At 62.7% G+C, this 21,704-nt stretch carries 14 protein-coding genes and 2 pseudogenes; 7 read left to right on the top strand and 9 right to left on the bottom strand.

Features of this window, described 5'->3' with window-relative positions; genetic code table 11:
- A partial coding sequence (locus tag U5A57_RS32220) for a CcdB family protein (RefSeq protein WP_321915724.1) occupies window positions 1-307 on the top strand: 307 nt, incomplete at its 5' end.
- A gap of 954 nt (window positions 308-1,261) precedes the next feature.
- Here the strand turns inward: U5A57_RS32220 and U5A57_RS32215 are convergent.
- From U5A57_RS32215 to U5A57_RS32175, 9 genes are all read right to left on the bottom strand, one after another.
- Window positions 1,262-2,710: a TolC family protein gene (locus U5A57_RS32215; RefSeq protein ID WP_321915723.1), complete on the bottom strand. Its 1,449-nt coding sequence runs from the start codon at window positions 2,708-2,710 to the stop codon at window positions 1,262-1,264.
- Between the two features lie 7 nt (window positions 2,711-2,717).
- Window positions 2,718-3,845 (bottom strand): ABC transporter permease, encoded by a 1,128-nt coding sequence (locus U5A57_RS32210; protein WP_321915722.1) that lies wholly within the window; start codon window positions 3,843-3,845, stop codon window positions 2,718-2,720.
- Between the two features lie 3 nt (window positions 3,846-3,848).
- A complete protein-coding gene (gene rbbA / locus U5A57_RS32205) occupies window positions 3,849-6,641 on the bottom strand; it encodes a ribosome-associated ATPase/putative transporter RbbA (protein WP_321915721.1) in 2,793 nt (930 codons plus the stop codon).
- A 9-nt stretch (window positions 6,642-6,650) separates the two neighbouring features.
- Window positions 6,651-7,631 (bottom strand): HlyD family secretion protein, encoded by a 981-nt coding sequence (locus U5A57_RS32200; RefSeq protein ID WP_321915720.1) that lies wholly within the window; start codon window positions 7,629-7,631, stop codon window positions 6,651-6,653.
- Window positions 7,632-7,706: 75 nt separating this feature from the next.
- A complete protein-coding gene (gene arcC / locus U5A57_RS32195; RefSeq protein WP_321915719.1) occupies window positions 7,707-8,618 on the bottom strand; it encodes a carbamate kinase in 912 nt (303 codons plus the stop codon).
- 22 nt (window positions 8,619-8,640) lie between these two features.
- Window positions 8,641-9,639, bottom strand: coding sequence for an ornithine carbamoyltransferase (gene argF, locus U5A57_RS32190; RefSeq protein ID WP_321915718.1), 999 nt, complete (start codon window positions 9,637-9,639; stop codon window positions 8,641-8,643).
- Window positions 9,640-9,675: 36 nt separating this feature from the next.
- Window positions 9,676-10,893 carry an arginine deiminase gene (locus U5A57_RS32185; RefSeq protein ID WP_321915717.1) on the bottom strand — a complete coding sequence of 406 codons (1,218 nt, stop codon included), beginning with the start codon at window positions 10,891-10,893 and terminating at the stop codon, window positions 9,676-9,678.
- A 14-nt stretch (window positions 10,894-10,907) separates the two neighbouring features.
- Window positions 10,908-12,389, bottom strand: coding sequence for an arginine-ornithine antiporter (gene arcD / locus U5A57_RS32180; protein WP_321915716.1), 1,482 nt, complete (start codon window positions 12,387-12,389; stop codon window positions 10,908-10,910).
- A 943-nt stretch (window positions 12,390-13,332) separates the two neighbouring features.
- A complete protein-coding gene (locus U5A57_RS32175) occupies window positions 13,333-14,247 on the bottom strand; it encodes a LysR family transcriptional regulator (protein ID WP_321915715.1) in 915 nt (304 codons plus the stop codon).
- 166 nt (window positions 14,248-14,413) lie between these two features.
- Between U5A57_RS32175 and U5A57_RS32170 the strand changes: the two genes are divergently transcribed.
- The 6 genes and pseudogenes from U5A57_RS32170 to U5A57_RS32145 form a co-directional block, all read left to right on the top strand.
- Window positions 14,414-15,916, top strand: coding sequence for a succinate CoA transferase (locus U5A57_RS32170; RefSeq protein WP_321915714.1), 1,503 nt, complete (start codon window positions 14,414-14,416; stop codon window positions 15,914-15,916).
- Window positions 15,917-15,984: 68 nt separating this feature from the next.
- Window positions 15,985-16,799, top strand: a pseudogene (locus tag U5A57_RS32165) (LysR family transcriptional regulator); the annotation flags it as partial.
- A gap of 512 nt (window positions 16,800-17,311) precedes the next feature.
- Entirely contained in the window at window positions 17,312-18,460 is a 1,149-nt protein-coding gene (locus U5A57_RS32160; protein WP_321915713.1) for a porin, read from the top strand.
- A gap of 257 nt (window positions 18,461-18,717) precedes the next feature.
- Window positions 18,718-19,314, top strand: a complete 597-nt coding sequence (locus U5A57_RS32155) for a DUF1269 domain-containing protein (protein ID WP_321915712.1) — start codon at window positions 18,718-18,720, stop codon at window positions 19,312-19,314.
- Between the two features lie 217 nt (window positions 19,315-19,531).
- On the top strand, window positions 19,532-21,085 hold the full coding sequence (locus U5A57_RS32150) for a methyl-accepting chemotaxis protein (RefSeq protein ID WP_321915711.1): 1,554 nt from the start codon (window positions 19,532-19,534) through the stop codon (window positions 21,083-21,085).
- A gap of 17 nt (window positions 21,086-21,102) precedes the next feature.
- Window positions 21,103-21,231: pseudogene (locus U5A57_RS32145) on the top strand (IS481 family transposase); the annotation flags it as partial.
- Between the last annotated feature and the right edge of the window lie 473 nt (window positions 21,232-21,704).

Below are 21,704 nucleotides of genomic sequence, written 5' to 3'. Positions count from 1 at the left end.
TTACAACAACCCCTCGACAAGATCCAGGACCAAGTCACCGTTTCTGCTCGACGTGCAAAGCGATCATCTCGGTAATCTCATATCGCGCGTAGTCATTCCATTAACGCGCGTAGCCGGAAATTACACAGCGAGCAAGGTTGCGCAGGATCTCTCGCCCATCATTGAGATCGAGGGAGAACCGTTCGTGCTGGAAACGCCGTTGCTCGGCGCGTTCCGGACGAGTGATCTCGGCCCCGCAATTGGCACGCTCAAGGATGAACAAAGCCGGATCAGTGCCGCGCTTGACCGTCTCTTCGGCGCTTACTGATCCCACTTAATCAGCGTCGACAACAAAAATGACGCGGCATTCTCGGCGACCGGCCCCTGCCATGTCACGGTACCAATGCTTGCCGTGACACCCTCCAGGGGCTGTGCGGCGTGTCCAATACCCAGATTCGATCGACCTGTTCCGAAGCGGTCTTCAGCGTAGCGCCTGGCCGTATTCAACGCTATCGGCGACCGCGGGCAACAAGGCCGCGCCAGGCGCTGCCATGGATGCGGGAGATACGAACCGCCCAGGGTAAGGAAATCGCCACAGAGCAGCGTCGCCGACGCGAATTCCATAAGAAAGTCGCATTCCCAATGCGTGCGGTAGATGCGGCGTATAGAGCCAGCGCACGCCAAGTTGACGTAGGCGCACTACTGGCCTGGTATCTACCGAGTTCCCGCTTCGGCGTAAAAATAGAACTACGAACTAAAATACGATCATTATATTTATGTAAAACGTCTGGTTTACGGACACTCGCGCGAGGAAAACGTGTGCACTTAAAACTTCGCTAATTTCTTATACGTCAACTTTGGATCGTAAGATGCATCATGAGGTATCGTGCAACTAACCGTCCATTCGTCAGCGTGCTGCAGGCATTCCCCTGATCCGCTCGGGACCGCCAGGCGGTCAGTACGTCTCGAACCTTGAATACCGAGTCAGTGTCGCCACTATTCGCATCGGATAACTAAGTAATAGCGAGGATATAGCGCCTGTCCCATGGGGATCTTAGCGTGCACGATTTGCATCGCTTAATCTCTCCAGGGCGAGATAAGAAGGATTATCTTCATAGCGTGCGTTGCGCGTCACGTATTCGCGAAAAGCTGGTCGCTCACCAGAACGTGCCTGCTGTGAGAGCGTGGGCAAGTACATTCCGAAGCTGCTCGGCGAGAGGTCGTCGTGGTACAGGCATTCAGTGCAGACCGGGCCCATGCGATGACGCCGCGGCGCCTTTACTCAACGGCGCGCGGCGGTGCTCACGGAGGGAGTGTCGTCCGGGGACCAGCCCCCTCCCAAAGCGAGGTAGAGCCGCACGGTCGCCAGCGCGGCGGCGGTATTCGCCTCGTCCAGATCGTCTTGGCGCGAGATCGAGTCGATGCGCGCATCGAGCACGTCTTGCAACGTGCGCTGTCCAGCTTCGTAGAGTCGCTGGACCTGTTCGGCGTTGCGCACGGCGAGCTCGCGCGCGGCAGCGAGTTGTGCGCGGCGCGCATCGAGTCCATGCCGGACGCCGTAGGCGCTGTCGACTTCTTCCAGCGTCTGGAGGAGCGTCTTGTCGTGCAGCGCGAGCGCCGCCTGCAGGCGTGCGTCGTTGGCCGCCACGTTCGCACGCAGCTGCCCCGCGTTGAAGAGCGGAAGGTCGGCGCCGATGCCGACGAGGCCGCCCGTTCCGGAAAGTCCGGGCAAGCCGCTCAGGAGCAGATGGCCATCGAGGGCAATGAACGTGAGGTAAAAGCGTGGTAGCAGGTCGGCCTTCGCGCTGCCAAGCCGTGCCTCCGCTGCGCGCACGAGCGCAGCGCTAGAGCGCACGTCCGGACGGCGCTCCAGCACGCTCCACGGCAATTCGCCCGAAGGCGGCGCAGGGACGAGCAGGGGGCCGGGCGGTGCGAGAGGCTCGGCGTCCTGTGCGGGCTTGCCGGTGAGCAAGGCAAGCCGCCGCTCGCGCAATTCGATCTGGCTCACGAGCACGCCGAATTGCGCTTCGCGTTGAGCGATGCGCTCGTTCACACGGTCGATGTCGGCGCGCGTGGCCTGGCCTGCGTCGAAGCGGGCCGTTGCATAGCGCTGCATCGCTCGCAGCGTATCGAGGCTGCTGTCGAGCGCGGCCAGGCGCCGCTGGAGCCCTTGAGCCTCCAGATAGTTTTGCGCCACTTCTCCTGCGATGGCGATGCGCGTGCCGCGCAGCTTTTCCTGTTCGGCGTTCGCAACGGCCGAGGCGGCCTGCGCGTCGCTTGCGCGGCCGCCGAACAAGTCTACCTCCCAGACGGCGATCGCGCCGCCCGCATAGGCGTTCAGATCCGGCGAGTGATCCGGCGCGATGGCAGGTTCGCGTAAATCGCCAAACGCGCGTGCTGCGCCCGCCTGCGCCGAGAGCGTCGGATATCGGGCCGATTGCGCGACGTCCGCCATCGCACGTGCTTCCTGAACGCGGGCCTGCGCGATGCGCAGATCGGTGTTAGTGCGCAACGCCTGCTCGATATAGCGTGTGAGCACGGGATCCTGCCACGCATGCCACCAATGGACGAGATCGCTCTGCGGCGCGGCCGCGGGGACTTCGGTGAAGACCACCGGTACCTCGCGCTGGGGTGGAATCGACACCTCGACGAGCGACGTACAGCCGGCGAGCGCAATCGCCATGATCGAAACGAGGCGCGCGGCGCGTATCGGATGGGAAGAGCGTTTCATCGAAGGATCAATCCTGTTGCGCGAGCATGGAGCGAAAGCGCGTCAACGCCAGCGCGAGAAAGAGTATTCCTGCGACGCTGACGCCCGCAAGCTGCGGCCAGACGATATCCACACCGGCGCCGCGAAACAGGATCGCTTGGGTTAGGGAAACGAATTGCGTGGTCGGCAAGAACTTCACGAACGGTTGCATGGCCTCGGGCATGCTCTGTACCGGCGTGGCCGCGCCCGAGAGCAGATAGGCCACCGCGTAGGTCGGCACCGCAAGCAGTCCGAACTGGGGCATGGAGGGCGCGAGCGTCGCGAGCCACACGCCGAGCGCAGTGACGGAAAAGAGGTAGAGCGCCGTGCTGAGTGCGAAGAGCGCGAGCGAGCCCTGCAGCGGCACGCCAAGCCAACCATGCACGACGAGGACGAGTGAAATCATCGAGACACCAAAGATCACGAATCCGTTGGCCAGGATCTTTGCCGCGGCGATCTCGCTTGCGCGAACGGGCATGACGAGCAGATGCTCGATCGTGCCGTGTTCGCGCTCGCGAATCACGGCCGCGCCCACCAGAATGATCGAGAGCACCGTGATGTTGACGACGATCTGCATGGTCGAACTAAACCTGTACGACTCCATGTTGGGGTTGAACAACACGCGCACGACGGCGTTGGCTGGCAGCTGCGTTTCGATGCCGCGCGCGTGCAGGAATGTAAACGTTTCGCGAGTGAAGATTTCTTCCAGGTATGCGGTGCCGAGCCCTGCCTGGGTCATGGCGGTCGCGTCCACGAGCACCTGGACGCCGGGCGCGCGCCCGGCGAGGACATCGGCTTCGAAACGTGGCGGAATCTCGACTGCGAAGATGTAGGCGCCGCGATCGAGGGCAGCGTCGACGCCGCGCCGGTCCACATCGACCGGGGTCTTGAAGTACGGCGGCAAGATCGCGGCGCGCAACTGGCGCGAAAGATCGGAATGGTCGGCATCGACGATGGCGACCGAGGCGTTGGACACCTCCGCCTTGATGCCCTTCGCTACGGAGTACACGGCGAGCGTGAAGGCGAACACGATCAGCGCCATGAGCGTGGCGTCACGCAGCAGGCTGAACATCTCCTTGCGTGCGAGTCGCGCGACATTTTTGAGCCATTGAGTCACTGTTCAGGTCTCCTGTTTGGGCAGCATCCAGTACGCCGCGAGCAGGTAGACGAGCCCGAAGCCGAGCAGCGCTCCATACATCGCCGCGAAGCTGCCCGCGCCCAGGCCCTTCGTGAAGCAACCAAGGCTTACGAGCTGGAACCACGACGACGGAAACGCGAGCCCCGCCCAGTAGCTGCTGCCCGTGAGCGTGGAGACGGGATAGAGCAGCCCGGAGAAGTTCACCGACGGGATCAGGCAAAGGATGGCGGTGCCGAAGATCGCCGCCACCTGTGAGCGCACGAAGGTCGAGACGAGCAGCCCGAGTGCGGTCGTGGCAAATACGAAGAGTAGTGCGCCCAGCGACAGCGCGATGAATGAGCCCTTGAGCGGCACGCGCAGGACGCCAACGGTGAGCAGCACGAGCACAGCATAGCTCAGCATCGCGAGCGCAACATAGGGCAACTGCTTGCCGAGCAGGTATTCGCCCGCGCTGGCTGGCGAGGCGTGGAGGTTCGTGATCGAGCCCATTTCCTTTTCGCGCACGATGCCAAGAGCGGTGAGCATCGCCGGGATCAGGATCAGCGCGAGCATGAGGATGCCCGGCGTGATTGCATAGATGCTGCGAAACGACTCGTTGTAGACGAAGCGCGTCTCTACGCGCATCGGTTGCACGGGTTGCGCGAGCGTCGCGTGTGCCTGAAACGTCTGCACGTAGCCGAGCAGCACGGCATCCACATAGGTCGCGATGGTTGCGCCGGGGAACGGGCTCGATCCGTCCACGTGGAAGGAGATTTCGGGGCGTCGCTGCGCAAGCAGGTCACGGCCGAAATCCGGCGGAATTTCTATCACTAGCTGCGCCTTCGCGCTGCGCAGCAGGCGGCTGGCGTCGCGTTCGCTGTGCACGGCGCCCACTGGCTCGAGGTAGCGCGAGCCAGCGAACTGCTCGACCAACTCGCGGCTCGCGAGGCTCTGGTCGCGGTCTAGCACCGCGAAGCGCACATTCTCGACATCGAAGGAGACGCTCCACGCAGCTGCGAGCAGCAGCACGACCGGGCCAAGCAGCGCGAAGGAGAGACGCAGGCGGTCGCGGGCGAGCTCGATGGATTCGCGCCGCGCGAATGCCCAGATGCGTGCCAGCGCGAAGGATCGCGACCCTGCGTGCGTGGTGCGTGCTGCGCGAGTTACCGCACGCGTGTCGTGCGGCTCGGGCTGCGAGGCCGCAGGATGCACGGAAGGTGGCTCGGGCGGCGGCGCATCCTGCGCCTGCGCTTCTTCGAGCCAGGCGATGAACGCCTCCTCGAGCGTGGCGGCGTGGCGCACCTCGCGCAGCTCATCGGGATTCCCGACCGCGAGAACGCGCCCGCGATGCATCAGCGAGATGCGGTCGCAGCGCTCGGCCTCGTTCATGAAGTGTGTGGAGACGAACAACGTGACCGCCTGCTCTCGCGAGAGCCGCGCAAGATGCCGCCAGAACATGTCGCGCGCGGCGGGATCGACGCCTGATGTCGGTTCGTCGAGGATCAGTACTTCCGGTCCGTGCAGGCAGGCCGCCGCAAGCTGCAAGCGCTGGCGGATGCCGAGCGGCAGGCTCGCGGGGCGGTCGTCGGCGCAGGCTTCCAGCTCGAAGCCCGCGAGCGCTTCGCTCACGGCGCACCGCGCCTTTTCCCCTTCCATGCGATAGAGCCGTGCGTGCAGGTCGAGGTTCTGGCGTACGCTCAACTCTTCGTAGAGCGAAAACGACTGTGACATGTAGCCGATCCTCATGCGCATGCGCATTTCGGCTGCGTCGACGCGCTGACCCAGCAGCGTGGCCGTGCCTTCGGTCGCGTCAAGCAGGCCGGTCAGCATCTTCGTGGTGGTCGTCTTGCCGCAGCCGTTCGAGCCGAGGAAGCCGAAAATTTCGCCGCGCTCGATGCGAAAGCTTACGTGATCGACTGCGACGAACGTGCCGAACCGGCGCGTGAGGTTGTGGGCTTCGATCGCGGGCGCGCCGTCGGTCCGGATGCGTGGTCCCATCGAGAATTGGCCGGCACTTCCGCGCCGTTGCGGTGGCAGGAGCGAGACGTAAGCCGCTTCGAGACTGTTCGTGCCGGTGCGTTGCAGCACGGCGTCGGTGCGCTCATTTACGAGCACGCGTCCATTGTCCATTGCCACCAGATGTGCGAAGCGCTGCGCCTCTTCCATGTATGCGGTGGCGACCAGCACGGTCATCGCACCGTGCGCGGCGCGTAACTCATCCACGAGCGTCCAGAACTGGCGGCGCGAGAGCGGATCGACGCCGGTGGTGGGTTCGTCGAGGATCAGCAGGTCGGGGTCGTGCACCAGGGCGCAGCACAGACCGAGCTTTTGTTTCATGCCGCCCGAGAGCTTGCCGGCAGGGCGTTCACCGAAGGGCGCAAGCCCTGTCGCGTCCAGGAGCCGTGCCACGCGCGCGGCGCGCTCGCGCGCCGGCAGGCCGAACAGGCGGCCGAAGAAGTCGACGTTTTCGTAGACTGAGAGCGAGGGATACAGATTGCGCCCGAGTCCCTGTGGCATATAGGCGATGCGCGGTAGCATGCGTTCGCGCGCGCTGCGCACGCGCAGATCGGCACCTAGCACAAAAACTTTGCCATCCTGAATGCGCTTCACGCCCGAGATCAGCGAGAGGAGCGTGGACTTGCCGATTCCATCCGGGCCGATCAGGCCGATCGTCGCCCGGGAAGGCAGTGTGAGCGAGACATTGTCGAGCGCGAGGACCGAGCCATATCGGTGCGAGAGACCTTCGATGCGGATCTCGTCCGCCCGCGCCGCGCGTGCCGTGTCGGATTCCTGCATGGGCATCGCTCAGCCTCCGTGCGCGGCGAGCGCGGGCGGCCACGGTTGCGACGCGTCGAGCCGCACGTAGCCTTCACCCGTCATGCCCCCCTTCAGGCGCGGCGCGAGACGACTCGCGACCTCGAGCGGCAGTTGCAGCTTCACGCGGTACATCAGTTTCGCGCGCTCGCCCTGCGTCTCGACGTACTTCGGCGTGAACTGCGCTTCGCCGGCGACATAGCCCACAGTGGCGGGAATCGGTTCGCCGGGAAAGGCGTCGAGGACGATGCGCGCCTCTTCGCCAATCGAGAGGCGGCCCGCCTGCTGGCCGGGCAGAAAAGTCGTGAAGTAGATGTCTTCGGGATTCAGCATCGAGACGACGCGCCCGCCCGCGGGCAGGACGGTCCCGACTTCCACGACGCGGTACTCCACGCGGCCCGCGAGCGGCGCGCGGATGATTGTTTCGTCTATTACGGCTTGCAGGCGCGCAATCTGTGCGTCGGCTTCCGCGATGGCGGCGCTTGCCTCGCCTTGCGCCGCTCGCGCGGCGTCCTGCGCCGCTTGCGCGCCGTCGAGCGCGTACTGGCGGCGCTCGCGCTCGACGCCAGAGACCTGTCCGGAGGCGAAGAGGTTCGACGCCTGGGTCCATTCGAGCCGTGCAAGACGTACCTGTGCGGTGCTCGCGTCGGCCTCATCGCTGGCACGCTGGCGGGTGGCGGTCGCTCGCTCGCGGGTGGCCCTGGCGGCGTCGAGCTGGGCGCGCAACTCGGCGTCATCCTCGCGCGCCACGATGGCACCCGCCGCGAGCAGGTCGCCCTCGTGCACCGGCAACGCGACGATACGCCCGCCGTACTTCACGGCGACATCGACGCGCGTCATCTCCAGCCGCCCGTTCGCGTGGGCGATATTTGCCGGCAATGCGCTTTCGCGGCTATGCCGCCAGGCGATGCCAGCAGAGAGCAGCACGGCGACGGCGAGCAGCGCGCTGACCCACACGAGTTTTCTTTTCATTTTCAACCTGTCGTTCACTTCATGGCCTCCGGTGTGTTCCTGCATCGCTTCGCCGGACGGGCGCTGGAAGCCGCATCACACACGTACGCGCGTGCCGGCCTTCCCGTTCGCCATGCCTTCGATCTGGTCCAGCGAGCCGATGACCGCTGTCCGCCCGGTCTGCGAAGCGAAAGCCGCTGCCGCGTGCACCTTCGGCCCCATCGAGCCCGCCGCGAACTGCAACGATTCGGCTTGCCTCACCGTCAGCTCGGAGAGAGCGCACGCGTGGGGGGTGTTCCAGTCGAGATAGACGGCGTCGACGTCGGTTGCGATCAGAAAGAGCGAGGCCTCGAGTTGCACGGCGAGCAGGGCGCTGCAGGCGTCCTTGTCGATGACCGCTTCGACGCCGTGCCACGTGTGCTGCGTTTGCTCGTAGACGACGGGAATGCCGCCCCCGCCCGCTGCGATCACGACGGATTCGTGCTCGAGGAGCCAGAGGATGGGCTCGATGCCCACGATGCGGCGCGGCTCCGGCGAAGCGACGACGCGCCGCCACCCGGCGCCATCAGGGGCGACCGACCAGCCGTTCGTGTGTGCGAGGCGCTGCGCATCGGCAGCGTCGTAGATAGGCCCGATCGGCTTGGTGGGCGTGCGCCACGCGGGATCGCTCGCGCTGACCTGCACCCGCGTGAGCAGCGTCGCCACGGGTCGGGTATCGGCCAGCGCGTTTGCCAGTTCCTGTTCGAGCAGATAGCCGATCATCCCTTCGGATTCGGCGTTCAGCACGTCGAGCGGCGTGATGCCTGCCACGCCGGCAAGCGCCGCCGCCTGGAGCGCGAGCAGCCCCACCTGCGGGCCGTTGCCATGCGCGACGATCAGTTCGTTGCCCGGCGCGAGCCGCGCCAGTTGCCGCGCGGCGCGGCGGATGTTCGCCAACTGGTTCTCCGTCGTGAGAGGCTCGCCGCGCCGTAACAGCGCGTTGCCGCCCAAAGCCGCTACGATGCGCATGCTTCGCTCCGGGTTGTGGGCTTCAGCCCAGCGTTGCGACGAGCACGGCCTTGATCGTGTGCATGCGGTTCTCGGCCTGCGTGAAGACGATGGAGGCATCCGATTCGAACACCTCGTCCGTTACCTCCAGCTCGGTCAGGCCGAACTTCTCGTGGATCGCGCGGCCGATGTCGGTTTCGAGATTGTGATACGACGGCAGGCAGTGCATGAAGCGCGTGCGCGGCTTGCCACTCGCGCGCATGAGCGCCGCGTTGACCTGGTACGGCTCCAGCAGCTTGATGCGCTCGCCCCATACGTCCATGGGCTCGCCCATCGACACCCACACGTCCGTGTAGACGAAATCCGCGCCTTTGACACCCGCTTGCGGATCTTCGGTCAGCCCGATCGAGGCGCCAGTGCGCTGCGCCAAGCGGCGCATGCGCGTAACGAGGTCGTCGTTCGGCCACAGCTCGCGCGGCGCGGCGATGCGCACGTCCATGCCCATCTGCGTGCCCGCGATCAACAGCGAATTGCCCATGTTGAAGCGCGCGTCGCCCACGTAGCAAAACGAAAGTGCGGAAAGCGGCTTCTCGCCGAATTCCTCCATCGTCAGCAGGTCAGCGAGCACCTGGGTGGGGTGAAACTCGTCGGTGAGCCCATTCCAGACCGGCACGTGCGATTCGCGCGCGAGCGCCTCGACAGCGGACTGGTGAAACCCGCGGTACTCGATGCCGTCGTACAGGCGCCCGAGCACGCGCGCGGTGTCGCGCAGCGACTCCTTGCGCCCGAGCTGCGAGCCCGACTGGTCGATATACGTGACGTGGCCACCCTGGTCGTGCACGGCTACTTCGAACGCGCAGCGCGTGCGCGTGGAGGTCTTCTCGAAGATCAGCGCGATGTTCTTGCCCGCGAGGCGCGGCATTTCGGTGCCCGCGTATTTCGCGCGCTTGAGCTCGACGGCGAGGTCGAGCAGAAAGCGGATATCGCGCGGGCTGAAATCTTCGGTGTCGAGCAGGCTGCGATTGCGCAGATTGAATCCCATGATGGCGTGCCTCGTATTCGATGTGGGCGATGTGGTTCAGAGCGGATCGCGCTCGAGCGGGCAGGTCATGCAATGCCCGCCGCCACGTCCGCGTCCCAGTTCGCCGCTGGGGATCGTGATGACTTCGATGCCCGCCTTGCGCAGCAGCGTGTTGGTGTAGACGTTGCGGTTGTAGGCCACGACCACGCCGGGCTCCAGCGCGATCACGTTGTTGCCGTCGTCCCATTGCTCGCGCTCGGCTTCCCATTGGTCGCCGCCCGTCGCGACGGTGCGCAGTTCGGCGAGACCGAGCGCTTCGGCTACCACGTGCACGAATGGCGCGGTTTCGGCGCGCACGTCGAGCGTGTCCTCGCGCTCGCCCGGACGCACGCTGAAGGTGCGGATCGAATCCACGACCTCGGGAAAGATCGTGACGAGATCGCGGTCGCAAAACGTAACCACCGTGTCGAGGTGCATCGCGCCGCGCGAGTGCGGCAGCTGGGCGGCGATCACGCGCTCGACCACGCCGCGCGCGAACAGCGCGCGGGCGAGCTGGGCGACGCCCTGCGGTGAAGTGCGCTCGCCCATGCCGACGAGTACGACGTTGCGCGAGACGGGCATGACATCGCCGCCCTCAAGCGTCGCGGCGCCGTGATCCTTGTCCGGATCGCCCCACCAGATCGGCGGACCGCCTTCAAATAGCGGGTGAAAGCGGTAGATGGCGGCAGTAAGCAGCGTCTCGTCGCGGCGCGCGGGCCAGTACATCGAGCCCAGTACGGCGCCTTCGTTGATCCAGCAACTGCTGTCGCGCGTGAACAGGGCGTTGGGCAGCGGCGAGAGCAGGAAATCGGCGGGCTGTGCACATTGCGCGGTCAGGCCTGACGGCCGGAACGGCAGCTCGGCGCGCACGATGCCGCCCACGAGCCGGTCCGCGAGTTCGCCGGGTTTCATCTCGTCGAGCCACGGCCACAACTGCGCGGCCAGCTCCGCATCCACCCGGTTTGGCGCGAGACGGCGCTCCAGCAGCCACGCGCGGGCACTTGGCGCGCGCAGCACGTCGGTGAGCATGTCGTGTACGTCGTAGACCTCGACGCCGCGCTCCTGCATGGCGTTCACGAGCGTGTAGTGGTCCGCCTTGGCCTGCGCGACCCAGAGCACGTCATCGAACAACATTGCCTCGCAGTTGGCGGGCGTGAGGCGCGACTGGGCGAGCCCGGGCCGCGAGACGAGGACCTGGCGAAGCTTGCCCGCCTCAGAGTAGACGCCGAAACCCATGATGGCACCCGCGCTCAGAGGCCGAGACGGCCGGTTGCGAGCAGGCACGCCGCGAGCACGGCAAGGGCGACGATGGCAATCAATACGACGGCCTCATACGGCTTGAACCAGCGCGCGTGCTGTTCGCGCCGCGCCCAGCCGTACAGCAGGACGCCCGGCGCATAGAGCAGGGCGCTCAGCAGTAGGTACTTCGGGCCGGCCGCGTACAGGAGCCAGACGCAGTAGAGGGTGGCGAGCGCGCCGATCAGGGCGTCGCGCCGGCGTTGCGTGTCGTCGGGCGCGTAACCGTCGCCCGAGACCGCGATGCCGGTGGCATACACCGCGGAGAAGAGATACGGAATCAGGATCATCGAAGTCGCGAGCGAGATCAGCGCCTGATATGTGGCGTTCGAGACGAGCGTGACGATCAGAAAGAGTTGCACGAGACCGTTGGTGACCCACAGCGCGTTGGCGGGCACGCCATGCGCATTCTCACGCGCGAGCCACGCGGGCATCACCGAGTCCTGCGCGGGCGTGAAGAGTGTTTCGCCGGCGAGCAGGGTCCACGCGAGCAATGCGCCGCCCACTGAGACCAACAGACCGATGCTGATGAGGACGGTGCCCCACTTGCCGACCACATGTTCGAGCACGCCGGCCATCGAGGGGTTCTTCATGCCAGCAAGCTCGGGCTGCGAGACGATGCCGAATGAGAGCAGCGACACCATCATCAGCAGGAACAGCACGACGAAGAAGCCTGTCACCGTGGCGCGGCCGATATCCTCACGATGTTGGGCGCGCGCCGAGTACACGCTTGCGCCCTCGATGCCAATGAACACCCAGACCGTTATGAGCATTGTGCTCTTCACCTGGTCGAGCAGGCCGGGCAGCTTCGCGTTGCCCCAGAAATCGGCGCTGAAGCGGCCGGAGTGAAACGCGGCCGCGGCGATGACGATGAAGATCAAGAGCGGCACGACCTTGGCGAACGTCGTGACGGCGTTGAGCACAGCCGCCCCGCGCACGCCGCGCAGGATGAGCGCTTGCATGAGCCACAGCGCGATCGAGGCACCGCCGATCGCGGCGCGAGTATTGCCGTCGCCGAATGCCGGGAAGAAGTAGCCGAGCGTACCGAAGACAATCACCAGGTACCCAACATTGCCGATCCAGGCGCTGACCCAGTAGCCCCATGCGGAGTTGAAGCCCACGAATTCGCCGGCGCTGGCCCGTGCGTACGCATAGATGCCGTTGTCGAGCTCGGGCTTGCGCAGTGCGAGCGTTTGATAGACGAGCGCCAGCGCCAGCATGCCGATGCCGGTCACCAGCCAACCGAGCACGATGGCGCCAGCGCCGGCGCCCGACGCCATGTTCTGCGGCAGCGAAAAGATACCGCTGCCGATCATCGAGCCGATGACGAGGGCGCTCAACAGCCCAAGCCGCAGCTTGTGCGGCTCGGCTGAAATCTTCGGTTCGGCCTTCACCTGCTGCGGGGTGTCGTGGAAATGTCCTGCGGGTTGACTCATGACGAGCTCCTCGTAACGGAACGCCCGCTTATTACGCCACGGTATGGGGCCGCGCGTTTGATCTGGATCATCTCTGCCGGGGGGAGACGGACGTCACTGAGCGCGAGGCTGCGTGCTCTACGCGCAGATCCGCGTGTGATTGACGTGCGTCAATCGGATGACGCGCTTGCGCGCACAACGACTCCATTCGTGCGGAACCGTGGTGCGATGCGATTCTGAAGCCGAGCCCCGCCATGCAGAAACACCTGATCGTGGCCGCGCCGTTCAGTCGACGGCAGCTTCACCGTGAAGCCTGGCGGTAATCCGCGCTGTCCATGACGCACCCATTCACGACCTGTACCGATCGGGTTCAATCGCGTGTTCGCCACGCCCGATTCTTTTTTGCGGCTAACGATGCGTGCTCATTCGTGCCTGCGTTTTCCCTCGATGACGCACCCGGATTCTTCGGCAGTTGTCGGGCGATCCACACGATTGCGGCGAAAAAAGTGCCGCAGAGAAGGCTGTCGTGTGCGTAGCAGATTTCTGTTGGAGTTGGCCGACGGCGCGTGATCGGCGCTCAGGAGGACAAGAACATCGACGTCGCACTGGATCTGCTCAATATAGCCGGGCACGATCGTATATCCGCTATTCATTCTCAGTCTGCCAAGCCACAAGGGGAGCTTCTGCATGGAAACGCGGAGCAACATGTTTGATAGGAACGCCGCGAGCTATCTCGCCGGATCATAAAACGCCAACCGTATGGGTTGGCGTTTTGTCCAGGCTAGGGCTTCGAGGAAACTGGGGAAAAATTGGCAGGATCAGAAAAGGCGTCGCGCCGGCGGACGCACCGGCAAACGGACAGTGCTGACCGGGCAAACATGCCGTAAGCCAGCGCGGCCTGACGTAATCGACTGCTACGCGTGACAGGGTGATGTTCCTGCCCGTCGCTGGGTGCGGCAGCGGACTAGAGTGTGCCGACGCGCGCCTGTTTGCCCAACACTTCGTCGCATATGGCAAGCCATGCATGCGCGGCGTGTGACATGTAGCGATCCGGCGACCAGATATGCATGAGCGTCCAGTCGAGCGAGGGCTCCGTGACCCTCGCGAGGGCGAGATTGCTGGCATCGAGGCGCGCGAGAAACGGTTCGGGCAGGAAAGTCGTCCCGAGTCCCGCTCCCGCCATCGCCGCGAGAAAATCCCAGTGTCCACTTCTGGCCACAACGGTCGGCTCGATGCCGGCGTCGCGGAACGCAGCGTGAAGGCGACGAGTCAGCGCAAAACCGTCGTCGAGCAGGATCAGCGGCTGGTCCTTCAGCGCCGCGAGCCTGACGGTACGACGCCCCGCCCAGGGCGCCTCGCGTGGCCCTACGGCCCAGATCGTGTAGCGTGCAATCACCCGGCTCGCAAGCTTCTCCTGGGTGCTTCCGGGTAGCAGTACCGTCGCGCCGACTTCCAGTTCACCCGCGATGACCTTCTGCTCGAGCAACTGCCCACCGTGTTCCGCGAGCCGCAGTTCGAGTTTCGGGTAGCGTTGCTGAAAGGCTCTGACTGCGGCCGGGAAAAACAGATTGCCCATCGGTGGCATGCCAACGGTGAGCTGGCCGCGACCGAGCTGTGCGACGTCGGCGACCTCCAGTTGCAGTTCGCGGATCACGGACAGCGCCTGCAAGCCGCGTTCGTAAACGATGCGCCCCACGTCGGTGACCTGCACCTGTCTGCCGTCTCGGATCAGAAGCGGTTGGCCGACTTCGTCCTCGAGCTGCCGCACCATCTTGCTGATTGTCGACTGGGTGACAAAGACCGCGGCAGCAGCCTGGGTGAAGCTGCCCAGCTGAACGGTTTCCACAAAGTAGCGCAATGCGCGGATATCGATGGGCATGTCCGTGGACGCTGCATGAAAAAAACGACTGGACTACATGATATTAAATCACGTTATGCATCGATGATTCTTCACTAAACTTGATCACGTATCGAGTCGGATAGACGCCATTCATCGTACGGATCGCGCCGTATTGGCAGCCAGTCCTATATCAAGGGAGACAGAGGTGCTTGAGGAGCGGATTCGCCTGCCGCAGCTTCGCGACAGGATTGTGACGGCAGAGGAGGCCGTATCGCTGATTCTTGACGGCATGACCGTTGGCATGAGCGGCTTTGGTGCCGCGGGTGACTGCAAGGCGGTCCCTCTCGCGCTGGCTGCGCGTGCGCGCGAGCAGTCGTTACGGATTACGCTGATGACAGGCGCGTCGGTGGGGTACGAGGTCGATGGGGTCCTCGCCGAAGCGGGTGCCATCCGCCGGCGCATGCCTTTTCAGTCGGACAGGACCCTGCGTAACCAGATCAACGCCGGCGAGGCGACGTTCATCGATCTTCACCTGTCGGAAATGGCGGAGCAGCTGCGAGACGGATACCTTGGACCCGTCGACGTGGCCGTGATCGAAGCGGTGGCCGTGAGCGAAGCCGGGATAGTGCCGACGATGTCGGTCGGCAATTCGGCAGTATTCGCCGCGCTAGCAAGGAAGGTCATCGTCGAAATCAACCTGGAGATGCCGCTCGCGCTCGAAGGGCTGCACGACGTCTATTCGCCGCTGTCCCGACCCACCCGCGAGCCTATCCCTCTCACGAACGCTGCACAGCGGATCGGGCTTCCGTATATTCCTCTGGATCCTCAAAAGATTGCAGCGATCGTCGTCACGAGCAAGGGAGACAGCCCCAACAAGGTTCTTCCGCCAGATACCGATACCACGCAGATAGCCAGGCACCTGGGCAGCTTTCTCGCCCATGAGGTTCGCGCGGGCCGGCTTGGCCCCTCGTTGCAGCCCCTTCAGGCTGGCGTCGGCTCCATCGCAAATGCGGTGCTGCATGGCCTCGTCGATTCCGGATTTCGCGGCTTGCGCATGTATTCGGAGGTACTTCAGGACGGCGCAATCGAGCTGCTCGACACTGGGTGTGTCGATTTCGCATGTGCCTCCGCGATCATGCTATCGAGCGAATATCAGACTCGCTTTTTCAAGGGGCTGGACCGCTATCGGTCGCGCGTCCTGCTACGGCCACAGGAGATCAGCAATCATCCGGAAGTCATTCGCCGCCTGGGCGTCATTGCAGTGAACACGGCGCTCGAATGCGACATCTACGGCAACGTGAACTCCACGCATGTCGGCGGCACGCACATGATGAACGGCATCGGGGGCTCGGGCGACTTTGCGCGCAATGCTTACCTGTCGGTGTTCGTGACGAAGTCGCTGGCGAAGGATGGCGACATTTCGAGCATCGTACCGATGGTGTCGCACGTCGACCATATCGGGCAGGATGTCGACGTCATCGTCACCGAGCACGGGTTGGCCGACTTGCGCGGTCTCGCGCCTCGGGAACGCGCACTGCAGATCATTACGCACTGCGCGGACCCGTTGTATCGGGACGCGCTGCTCGACTATGTGTCAAAGGCGGTGGCGCGCGGCGGACAGACGCCCCATCTGATCGAAGAAGCGCTTGCATGGCACGGACACTATCGTGAGCACCACAGCATGCGGCCTGATCGAGCGCTGGCGTAACGACGCGGCCGACTTGATGTGTGGAACAAGGAGAACGACTGAAGGTCTGACGAATACGCATACAAAATATGCGCCTGTTTGTCCATGTCCCAGGCCGGTAGTTTCACCGCCGCAGCGCAGTCGTTCAACTCGACTACGGGCGCCATGTCTCGCGCGCTCTCGGAACTGGAGGCGCATCTGCGGGTACGGCTATTCAGCCGCTCGACTCGTCGATTCGCGCTTATGACTGCCGGAGAATGCTATCTGAAGCGGTGCAAGCAGATTCTTGCGGACGCGGGTGCCGCCGAAGAGGAGGCGAGTTGTGCTCATGAGCGTCCTGCGGGTACAGCTTCGCGAGCATCGGGCAGCATTACGTGCTAACGGCGAGCTCACAGTATCGCGCCTTGCATCCCGACGTGACGGTCGAATTCCCGCTCTCACAGTGCTTGCCCAGATCTGTTCGAGGTCGCCAGCGATGCATCGTTGGTGACCTCGACTTCACTGCCAGACTCTGACACACGTGGCTCACCAGGCACGCACGCCGATCTCGCACAGCATGACAGTCTGATCCTCAAGACGCCGACGTCGCCCGCGCACGAATGGACGCTCGAAGGACTGGAAGGCAACGCGGAAATGGACGTGAGTGGACCGGTGCAGGTGATTTGCGGAATCGCTCGCGGTGGCGAGTAAAGACGGCATGGGGATCGGCATGCTGCCCGTTTATGCGTCAATGGAAGGTCTGCGCAGTGGCGCGCTCATGCGCGTCCTGCCGCGGCACATCCTGCAGGAGGTCATCGTGTTTGCGCTATATTCGTCACGTAAGTTTGTCGATGCGAAGACGAAGACACGGGCGGGCTTTATGCGCGCGCATCTGCCACGAGTGACCACGCGCGACATGTCTCTGAAAAAATTTACGCTGGACCAACTTGCAGATACGGCGATCACAAGCGTGACGCGCTGCATGCGACGACATGAGATCCGCGCTGACGACAGTATGGCTGCAAATAATTCCTCCACCGCCCTTCGGTTTGCTCATCGTCCGCTCTCGGCGAATCCCCGAGCGCTTGGCGGGCGGCTCAGGAGGCGACGGCAGGATCGGTCAAGTTTCCGGATTTGAGTCTCAGCTGACATAGCGAAGCAACAAGCTTCGTCTGACCGGCCGTTTGCTGCGTTGCACTCATACCACACTGAATAATGCGACGAGCAGTTGCCGGACGATGGCTCGTGACTGATTACTGGGCTATCGGTTGATGCCGTCGTGACCTTCACAATCCTTGTTGATTCTGGAAATGGTTAATCCAGATTGGTCCATATAAGTTCAAAAAATGACGAACTATGCTCCCGCCTCGATTCAATCGTTCAACTGGCAGTTCGTCTTCTCTGCCGAAAAAGCTATCGATCCGGGAGGCCAATCCAATGAAAAAAGTCGTTATTCCCCACGCCATTGGCACACTTTTAGCCGTTGTAGCGTCATCGGCTTTCGCACAGAGTTCCGTCACACTTTATGGGCTTGTTGATACGGCAATCCGCTATCAGACGAACGCGGCAGCCGATGGGAAAGATCTGATCGGCATGACGGTCGGTCCGGAAACGCACAGCCGCTGGGGGTTGCGCGGCAGCGAAGACCTGGGCGGCGGCCTCTCGGCGATCTTCCGTCTTGAGAACGGCTTCGAACTTGGTGACGGGAAACTGCACGTACCGAATACGCTGTTTAGCCGGCAGGCGTACGTCGGTTTATCAAGTGCCCATTTCGGCGCTGTGACGTTCGGTAACCAGTACGCGCCTCTCTATGACACCATGGGCGATATCTTCGACCCGATGACAGTTGGCGACTATTGGCAAGACAGTTGGATGTACAACGGAATCGGAGACTACCTTACCGTTCCGAACTCTGTCAAATACAAGTTCTCGTCCAACGGACTGGCGATCGACGCAATCTATGGCTTTGGTAACCATGCCGGCGCGATGGGCCTCGACAGCACGTACGGCGTGGAACTGACGTATTCGCGCGGGCCGGCGTCGATCAACGCAGGGTTCCAGCAGACCTCCGTCTCGTCACTGAACGGCAGTTCGGTAAATGGCGCAAAGGTCAACTTCCTGCATGTGAGCAGCGCCTATCAGATCACCAAAAGCGTACGTCTGCTGGCCGGCTGGCTGCACGGTCAGGACAAGACCGGCACAACGGATCTCAACATGCAGCAAGCCGGTGCGCCGACGCTTCGGGGCAGCAGCCCGAACCGTATCGACGACACGCTTTACGTCGGTGGCAACTGGCAGGTGACCGATCCCTTGCTGATCACAGTGGCCGGCTACTACGGTCACACGCGTAATGCGGAACGACTCGACGGTACGCTCGGGTCGGGCATCAACTACTCGGCCACCGTGCTCGCCGAGTACTCGCTGTCGAAGCACACCGAGGTGTACGGCACCGCGGATTTCGCGCGAGGCAACGGTGCTTTTGCCGCCGACTATCCGGGCGTGACCAACCCTGCCACAGGCAATGTCGACAAGATCGGTCGAACCAACAACGTCGGTGTAGCGATTGGCATGCGCCAGATGTTCTAGTTGCGGCAGGGGACGCCTCGCGCCCGGCTCGCAACAGCGCTGCAAAACGTCGCTTGAGTCGCAGCCGGGTCGCAGCGTCGCAGTTCATGGAGGGATGAACGTCGGCGAGACACGCGCCCGATGCGCCACGGCAGGTTCGCCGACAAGGCGCGCCTCCACGCCCCTCAATTCCTGTGGATGGTGCTGGACGACCTGCAGGGCGAAACTGGTTGTCATCGACGCCGCGACTTGCCGCTAAGCCAGTCCGGCAAGCCGCGATGATCTCGATTGAGCCAGATCAACGTAACACGGAAATTGGTCGCTACCCTGAAGGTAAGCCCATGACGAGTCTAGGCGCAACCATGCATCGAGTGTATTTCCTTCTCCCGGGCGCCGAGGCGGCGCGCTCCCTTGTTGACGCTATCGAGCAGCACGGGATCAAGCGACGCAATATTCGCGTCGTTGCGAATCAGCGCATCGAAATGGATGCGTTGCCCGAAGCATCACTGGTCGAGGGGAGTGAGTTGAAGGCAATCACTTCACGCGGCATGGCTGCAGGCGTAATTGTCGGAACAATTGCGGGACTCGCCACAATGTTGCTCTCACCCGAAGGCATAACAATTGCGGGCAGCGCAGTGTTTGCCTTGACGCTGGTGGGAATGGTTTTTGGAGAGTGGCTCTCGACCACGTTGGGTATCGACGAGAGCTGCGAGCGTTACAGGCAGTTTGTCGAAGCGGTCCGACGCGGAAACGTCCTTGTGATCGTAGAGACACATTCACCAGAGCACATTGAATTAATTGAACGTGTCGTGGGAGACAAACATCCCTATGCACTGTTCGAGTCAGGCAGCGACACGGTTGCCCTAGTTCATTGAACGCGCTGGTTCTGCCTGTGCGCTCCGCGTCCTTCTTATATCACCATGCAGAGATCACTACAAGATAACGCGTGAATAATGTCTCTTCTGGATTCCCTCCTAATGCAATGGCGATTCTGGACGTTAGTGATACCTGTGATCTTCGCATCCCGCACCGCGTTGAACGGGCGCGAGCGCACGCATCAGAGTTCAAACACTTGCTCCAACTACTGTCACTATGACCAAAAATGCCAGCATTCGCACCCGCCTCGCGTTGGCGATGGGCTTCCTTGCAGCACTGTTAGTTATCGGCGGACTCATGGGAGTCATGGGTGTTCTGATGAGCAACGGCGATGTAAAGCAGCTGTATGCCAGCCGTCTGGCCTCTTCAGAGGCTTTGGGTCAGTCGAATGTAGCGCTGTCCAGGGCGCGTCTTTGGCTGTATCGCATCGCGCTCGATCCAGCCAGTCCGGAAGTTGAACAGGAGACCCAGACGGCCCATGATTTGCTTGGTACCTCGAAGAAGGCATGGGACGCCTACCGTGAGCTGCCTTTTTCGGGTCCGGAAGAGGCACAGCGCGCGACGGACGTCAACAGCAAATACGACGCACTCGTCGCAAACGGGCTTGACCTCATGTTCAGCGCGATTGCAACCCACGACGCCACGAAGATTCCCGAAGTATGGAAGAACCTTCCGCCTTCACTGTTTATTGACGTGTCCGACGGCATGGACGCGCTCGGCGCGATCCAGATCACGACCGCACGTGCGATGTTTGACACCGCACAATCACGATTTCACTGGTTTGTTGGAGTAGCGATCATCGGTATCGCGATTGCCCTGGCTGCGGCTGTTTTCGCATGGTGGTCGCTGCAACGGGCAATCGGCTTGCCCCTTGCAAGGGCACTGGACCACTTCAAGGCGATTGCAGAGGGAGACCTGACGACGGAAGTGGAAGTTCATTCGGGCGATGAGATGGGGCAGTTGATGTCGGGCCTGGATGTGATGCAAAGCAAGCTCGTTCGGACAATCGGTGCGGTGCGAGAAGGATCACGGTCGATCACAACCGCCATTCAGGAGATTTCGGCCGGCAATCTGGATCTGTCGCAACGTACGGAGGAGCAGGCAGCGTCGCTTGAGCAAACGGCCGCGTCGATGAACGAACTGACTTCGACCGTGCGCCAGAATGCTGATAATGCGAAGCAGGCGAACGAGGTGGTGAGGAATACAGCGGAACTCACGGAACGGGGTAATCAGGCGACGCAGGAAGTCGTGCAAACGATGCGAGGCCTCTCCGACTCATCGGGAAAGATCGCTGAAATCATTGGCGCCATTGAAGGCATCGCTTTTCAGACCAATATCCTGTCACTGAACGCAGCCGTCGAGGCAGCCCGGGCAGGCGAGCAGGGGCGAGGCTTTGCTGTGGTCGCCAGCGAAGTGCGCTCGCTTGCGCAGCGCAGTGCAACAGCGTCCAGGGAAATCAAGGATCTCATCACCGACTCGCTACAACGCGTTGAAGCGGGCGCGAGGCAAGCCGATAGCGCGATCGGCACAATGGAGGCAATACTGGATTCAGTCAGGAGAGCCAGCGCCTTGATGAACGAGATCACCACCGCGTCGGAAGCACAATCGAAGGATATCGAACAAGTCAATCAAGCCGTGTCGGAGATGGATCATGTGACTCAGCAAAATGCTGCGCTGGTGGAGCAGGCATCAGCTGCCGCCCTGTCGCTGAAGGAGCAGGCGGGGAAGTTGGAGAACGTGGTGTCGATATTTCTCGTTGTCAAGGATTGAGGAAGGTCAGGCGAGTCGCTACCCTCTACGATCGCAAGACACCCCTGCCGGCGGCTGACCTGCTTAACGGTCGCGTCGTTCCGTTCTCCGACAGTTTCGGCACCCCGTTGCTGCGCGTGCTAATCGATTGCGGCGCGGAATACTGCGAATAGTCATCAGCATTCCATGGCCTTTACCTTGACCATCGAACCCGCAGCCGCATGCCGGGACGCGTTGCGTGCCTCTATCGATATCGTACACGGGGTGTCGATGGGTCCCGACATTGCGCCAGCTCCGGCTGCAATCGCAACCACTCATCCGACCGGGGCGATCGCTACGAGTCGGCCGGGAAAACCGCCGCCTTCTATGCTTTTCCGGTTCGGTAGTCGGGTCCTTCCGTGTGCGCGGATTGCAGATGGCATATCGGGATGCGTCCCGCCGAATCTTTCAGCGTGAAAGTTGTGACCCGGCGGCGGGTGAGATAGCAATCAGAACGTGCTCCCGATTCCCAGCGCAGCGCACGCAGCATCTGTGGCTGGCCGCACGCCTTCGTTGACGCTTCATCCGGTCGCTGTCTGCCCAAAAAAATCGCGAAGCCGAAACTGACCCGAGAGAACGGATGCCTACGCTTTTGACTATC

It is taken from the genome of Paraburkholderia sp. J11-2, assembly GCF_905220185.1.
In the GTDB taxonomy this organism is placed as follows: Bacteria; Pseudomonadota; Gammaproteobacteria; order Burkholderiales; family Burkholderiaceae; genus Paraburkholderia.
Note: the sequence above shows the minus strand (reverse complement) of the source record. Positions and strands in the feature narration are given on the sequence as shown.